General features: G+C 58.7%; 5 protein-coding genes. 3 read left to right on the forward strand and 2 right to left on the reverse strand.

The annotated features are described in order from the left end of the window. Positions 1–146 precede the first annotated feature (146 nt). Together AC2FLD_RS22230 and AC2FLD_RS22235 are read right to left on the reverse strand one after the other, a co-directional pair. The gene (locus tag AC2FLD_RS22230; protein ID WP_496674460.1) at positions 147–479 is read right to left on the reverse strand and encodes a hypothetical protein; all 333 of its coding nucleotides are present in this window, start codon (positions 477–479) and stop codon (positions 147–149) included. A 144-nt stretch (positions 480–623) separates the two neighbouring features. After that, entirely contained in the window at positions 624–1,841 is a 1,218-nt protein-coding gene (locus AC2FLD_RS22235) for a plasmid recombination protein (protein ID WP_496674458.1), read from the reverse strand. Positions 1,842–2,344: 503 nt separating this feature from the next. On the opposite strand from AC2FLD_RS22235, the gene AC2FLD_RS22240 reads away from it, so the two are divergent. From AC2FLD_RS22240 to AC2FLD_RS22250, 3 genes are read left to right on the forward strand one after another with little or no spacing between them, the layout of a single operon-like run. Then, positions 2,345–2,875 (forward strand): hypothetical protein, encoded by a 531-nt coding sequence (locus AC2FLD_RS22240; RefSeq protein WP_496674455.1) that lies wholly within the window; start codon positions 2,345–2,347, stop codon positions 2,873–2,875. Positions 2,876–2,882: 7 nt separating this feature from the next. Continuing rightward, a complete protein-coding gene (locus AC2FLD_RS22245; protein ID WP_496674452.1) occupies positions 2,883–3,620 on the forward strand; it encodes a hypothetical protein in 738 nt (245 codons plus the stop codon). Beyond that, positions 3,617–5,182, forward strand: coding sequence for a recombinase family protein (locus AC2FLD_RS22250; protein ID WP_496674462.1), 1,566 nt, complete (start codon positions 3,617–3,619; stop codon positions 5,180–5,182). Before AC2FLD_RS22245 ends, AC2FLD_RS22250 begins: the two co-directional genes overlap by 4 nt. Positions 5,183–5,224 lie beyond the last annotated feature (42 nt).

Raw genomic sequence — 5,224 nt, forward strand, 5'->3', positions numbered from 1 at the left:
GGCCGTTTTTGTTGAACCCGCGGCGAAGGTCCGCTTTAGACACTGCGAGCACCCCGATTAGCTGAGGCAACAACTACTAACACAGCGAAGAAGGGCACGGCTTGATCCGCGCCCTTTTTCCGTTCGGTGTGCTTGCCGTTAGCCGCTTACCCCTTGGGTTCCGGATCTGGTCTTGCCATCACCTTCGGCTTGCTCTTTTTCGCCTCCCGCAGTGTCTCTACTTCTTGGTCGATGCCTGCTGGGCGCAGCGGATGACGTTGCATCTTTTTGGCTGCGCCGATTTTTGCGACGGCTTCAAAGAGCACGAAGACTTTGCGCCCGAAGGCTTTGTCTTCAGTCGCGGCTTCAAGGAATGCAGGCAGCGTATCCGCAAAGGCCTCCATGATTTTTGCGGTTTCCTCGGCTTGCGCTTTGCCGATGTCTGCAATGATCCCGAGCGCGCGCAACTGCGCCGAGGAGAGGTTTGTCGGTAGGTTCATGAGAAGTCCCTCTTGTTTACCGTGATTATTTGGGAGCATTTGCTCCCGGTGAATGTCGGTGGGGGCTTATTGCCGCCACCGACACTCATCAGGTATGTTCATTGGTCTTTAGTGAGAAAAAAGTTTGAGGGGAGTTTGACACCCTTAAACCTCGGGATCCTTGTTTTGCCCTGGTTGGTGCCATTTATTGATCGCGCGCTTGAGTGTCGTGATGCGCCCCACCAGTGACCGACGCGCTTTGATGATCTCTTTCTTTGTGCGGTCCGGAAGGGAGGCCGACGCTGCGACAATCGCGTCATCCGCCGCTTTGATCTCCTCAAAATGCGTCTGCACCTCAGCTTGGGCTTCCTGCCTTGCCTCCTCGCGGGCTTTTATGCGCAACGCAAAAAATGCTTTTCCAAACAAGCGCGCGGCGATGGATTTGCCATCAGGCTGCGCCATCTCCGCCAGCGTTTTGGGGTCGCCCTCCGCGACGGCCTTTGCGGTCTCTATCACGGTCGCGGCTTGTTTCTCGCGTTTGCCTACGTGGGCTTCACGCTCTGTCAGTTGCCGCTCTTTCTCTTCCCGCCATTTGCGCGGGCTGACGTGTTCCACATACTCCGGAAGGCTCGCGAGTCTTTCGTTCTCATTGGCGCTCGATGTCTGTTCTTTGCGATGCTGATGCACTGCGTCTCGCAATGCCTGCTTGCGCCGCTCTCCGCGCTTCAATCCAAGCTCTGCAAACCAATCTCCAACGCTGTCTTGCGCCTTCTCATAGTCCTTGATCAGAGCGTGCACTGAAGGCTGCAGCATCCTGCGCCCGTCTTTGGTTTGTGAGCGTGGCAACACAACCGCATGGATATGATAGGTGGTCTCATCAAGATCAGCCCGTGCGTGAATGACATCATCTCCAAAGCTGTCTTTGAGCCACGCCACAGCCGCTTGCTCAAATTGTTCCTCGCGACTCTCGCCAAACAGGTGATCTATGTTGTCGTGATCAAACGCTGCAAACCAGTCCTTGTGCGCTGTTATGATCACCTCACGCAGAGGACCATGACGCGTTGCTCGCCAAGGATCCTTCGGGCCTTCGGCAACGCGTTTGGCAAGCTCCGCTTTACGCCGCCGCTTCGTCAGCCCCTCAAGCTCGTTAGCAAAATTCTCTACGCGTATTTCTTCGATCTCTTTGAGCGCGCGCTGCGCCCAGTCTTCGCCGCCGATCAGGCGCCGGTTGAGGCTCGATCGTGTTTCATCCACGTGACCGAGATCGCCGCCTTTTCGGCGGCGGTGCAGCTCGCATCCGCCCATATCCGCTGGAAACGGACCTTCCATGCGCAACACCACAGGGTGTTGCTTGGTGGCCGCCTTGATCACTTCGTCCGTCACGTCGTCCTCTCATCTTGAGGACGGGAAGTGGGTCCGCTGTCGCAAACTTGTGCATCGCAGGTTTGACGCGCCGTCTTGACCAAGGCGCGACCTGGCTGCGCAGGGAGAGTTACTCACTAATCAGACCGCGCAGTTTCCCTTGGAAACCGCTCTGGCTGTCGTTCGTCGGGGCGCTGCCCCGAACCCCGCGCTACCGCGGGTCCCCTGCGCGTTGGGCGGCAAAGGAACCTTTGCCACGCTCCTCTGCACTCCATGGGCGCCTCCCGGCAGGCTCAAGGGGTATTCCGCATACCGCCCCGAGACCCCGTGCTCTTGAGGAAGATCCTTCGCCGACCTTCCCCAAACCCCTTCCAGCGCTGGCCGCCGTGAAGCTGCGAAGCGGTGTGTGCACCAGGTGCAGGACGCCCGGTCTCAGCTGCGCAGACGTTGTGTCGCGCATCTGAGGCCGGGGACCAGCCCCGGATCAGAACAAGACGTGATGATTGTTCCAATTGGAGATTCCAATGACCGACACACCACCAACCAACACCGCGCGTCCGGCCACCTGGCAGGATGCGCTATATACCAGCGACGTTGTTGCTTTCCGCTTTCCCCATGAGACAGACGGCCCGAACCTTCCAAAGGTCCGTCCGGCACTGGTACTCGATGTGGAAGAGACCGATGTTGGTCGCTTCGCGTCTCTCGCCTACGGCACATCCAATCCGCGTTCCCGCAAGGCCGCCTACTGCGTAGATGTGCGCTCCGAGAAGGACCGCGCTTCAGCCGCACTTCACCTTCCAACGCGCTTCGATGCTTCGCGGCGGATTCTCGTGTCACTCGATCATCCCGGGTTCGAGCTGCACTCAGAGAAAGGGACGCCGGTGCTCGGACGCCTCAGCGGTCCTGCAAACGCCCGCATGCACAAGGTGCGGGCCCGCATTCACGCCGAACGCGATATCCGGCGCGATTATCTGGGCCGACAGCGGCGTAGGGCCGGTGGCCGCCGGCCTGTCACTGTTGAGCGACGGTCCAAGTTCCATAAAACCACATGGTAGACGATCAATGTCTAAGCTCAACATCGACTACGACCCGATCCAATCTGCGATCTTCCAGGCTCTCAGCCTCGCTCCCAGCGCGCACGACGCGCTGGACCAGTTGGTGGATTGCTGGACCGACATACAAAGTGCCAATGCCGCACGCCGTCTTGCGGTGCGGATTGCGCAGGAGAAGATTTTCTCTGCGAGGGACCTCGATGCGTTGGAGTGTATGCTGCTGCCGCTGATCGAAGTTGTCGACACTGGACGGCGCACCGAGTTCATATCGGATGAGAACCACGTGCGCGGCGGCTACCATATCGAAGAGTTGGAGCCGAAGGCGCGGGACCTGGAGAGCAAGATCCAGCCCCTGAAGTCTTTGCTCACAACCCTGCAAACACTTGGCCGACTGCGTCGATCCGAGCAAATCGCGCTGACGCTGCGCGGCGAGGATATGACCTTACCTGCAACGATCCGGAGGCGCAAAGGCGCTTTCGGATCAAACCATCCAAACTGCTTTTTTGCAAAAATTCCTTCGGTCCCAAGTTCCGACTGCCACTCACGGCAGACACCAACACAGGGACCCCGAACTGGACCGTTCACCCCTTCAGTTCACCGCTTAGGCCGCCAACGCGCCACAGGGCGCAAACAACCAGACCCAGATCGCCTGCGCGGTTTACTCAAGTTGATGGCGCGCGCCGAGGTGCAAGCCATCGCGTCGCAACCCGCCGCCAATTTGAACCACCCAATCAAGGAAACGCCATAACTCTCCGCGCCGTCGTTTATGCTCGCTATAGCTCAGACTTGCAGAAAGCCACCTCGATCGAAGATCAAATTGCCGTGGCGGAACGCTTCTGCGCGCGTCAGGGCTGGGCGATTGTTAATGTCTTTGAGAACCGAGAGAAGTCAGGCAAAGACATGCGTCGTCCGGGCTTCCAGGCGTTGAAGGCGGCAGCGGCGGCTCAGTCTTTTGATGTAGTTGTGGTGGAAGCCATCGACCGTCTCACTCGCAAAGTCAAAGATGCGTTGAGCACCTACGACTTCTTCATGTTCCAGGATATCAAGCTGCACTCGATCCAGAAAGGGGAGCAGGACTTCATGAAGGTGCTCTTTGCGGGCTTTGGCGCGCAGATGTTCAGCCAGAAGATCTCGGATCATACCCGCCGCGGCATGCAGGGTGCGGTCACGCGGCAGCGCTTGCACACCCGTGCCTTCGGCTACCGAAAGCGTGAGGCAGAAACCGGCCCCAACCGGGAGATCGATCCTAATCAGGCGCGTATTGTGCGCCGTATCTTTGAAGAGTTTGCAACCGGTCGTTCGGCGCAGTCGATTGCAGAAGGCCTCAACAAGGACCGTATCCCGGCGCCCAATGGTGGCTCATGGGATGGCTCAACGATCCGTGGCAATCCGTCCCGACGCGAAGGCATTCTACGCAATCAGCTTTACATCGGAATCGCCAGCATTTGCCAATTTACGCACACGTATCACCCAGAGGCCGGTCAGCGGAAACTCAAGCGCACACCGGAAGACTATGTGGAGCAGGATATCCCTGAATTGCGCATCATAGATCAGGTTCTTTGGGACGCCGTGCAGACCGAGTTGGCACGGCGTGCCGCGGACACGCCCAAAGCGGCCCGTGCGGCACGGCGCACCGTCTTTCTTCTGTCTGGCTTGTTAAAGTGCGGGTGCTGCGGAGCACCGTATGTCACCATCAACAAGACGAGCTACCGCTGCAGGGAGGCAAGGCGTGCCGCATGTAACAACAAACGTTCGATCTCGCGCAGGCGCATTGAGTCGCGTGTGTTTGGGGCGCTGCGAGCAGCCTTTCGGTCAGACGACCTGCTAAAACGCTTTGAGCAGGCTCTGGAGGACGAACGCGGCAAACTGGCAGACGGTCAGCTGGAGGCTGACCTCAGACGATTTGAAACGGCGCGCGACACAGCAACCGCAGGGCGTGACAATATCCTCGCGGCCGTCGCAGAAGGCGCGCCATATGCCACGTTCAAGGCCAGGGCGGACACTCTGGAGCAAGAAATCAGCGATTTGACGTCTCGCATCACAGCACTTGAGGCACAGATCGCGCGCAGCCAAGCTGAGGTTGAAGATGCGCGCGCGATCTATGAGCGCGCGCTCAACAACATCGAGCATCTGCTCTCTGACAAGGCTTATGTCGAGGAAGCGCATGGATATCTGGCGATGCTCATCGATAAGATCAAGCTGATGCCAGACGAGCGAGCGCAACACGGCTTGCAAGCTGAGATACATCCCAGGAGCGGGGCATTGTTGGGCCGGGGCGCTGAAGACGAAACCGTTGTTGTCCCCTGTTGAGCGTGAGGGCGAGGAAACGGGCGAGAAGCAGAAGTTCGCTGC

The sequence above is a fragment of the Ruegeria sp. CDSA021 genome, assembly GCF_059612325.1.

Bases quoted from the DNA above. Each gene is read 5' to 3' on its own strand.
- AC2FLD_RS22230 (WP_496674460.1), bottom strand. From the start codon at position 479: ATGAACCTACCGACAAACCTCTCCTCGGCGCAGTTGCGCGCGCTCGGG.
- AC2FLD_RS22240 (WP_496674455.1), top strand. From the start codon at position 2,345: ATGACCGACACACCACCAACCAACACCGCGCGTCCGGCCACCTGGCAG.
- AC2FLD_RS22245 (WP_496674452.1), top strand. From the start codon at position 2,883: ATGTCTAAGCTCAACATCGACTACGACCCGATCCAATCTGCGATCTTC.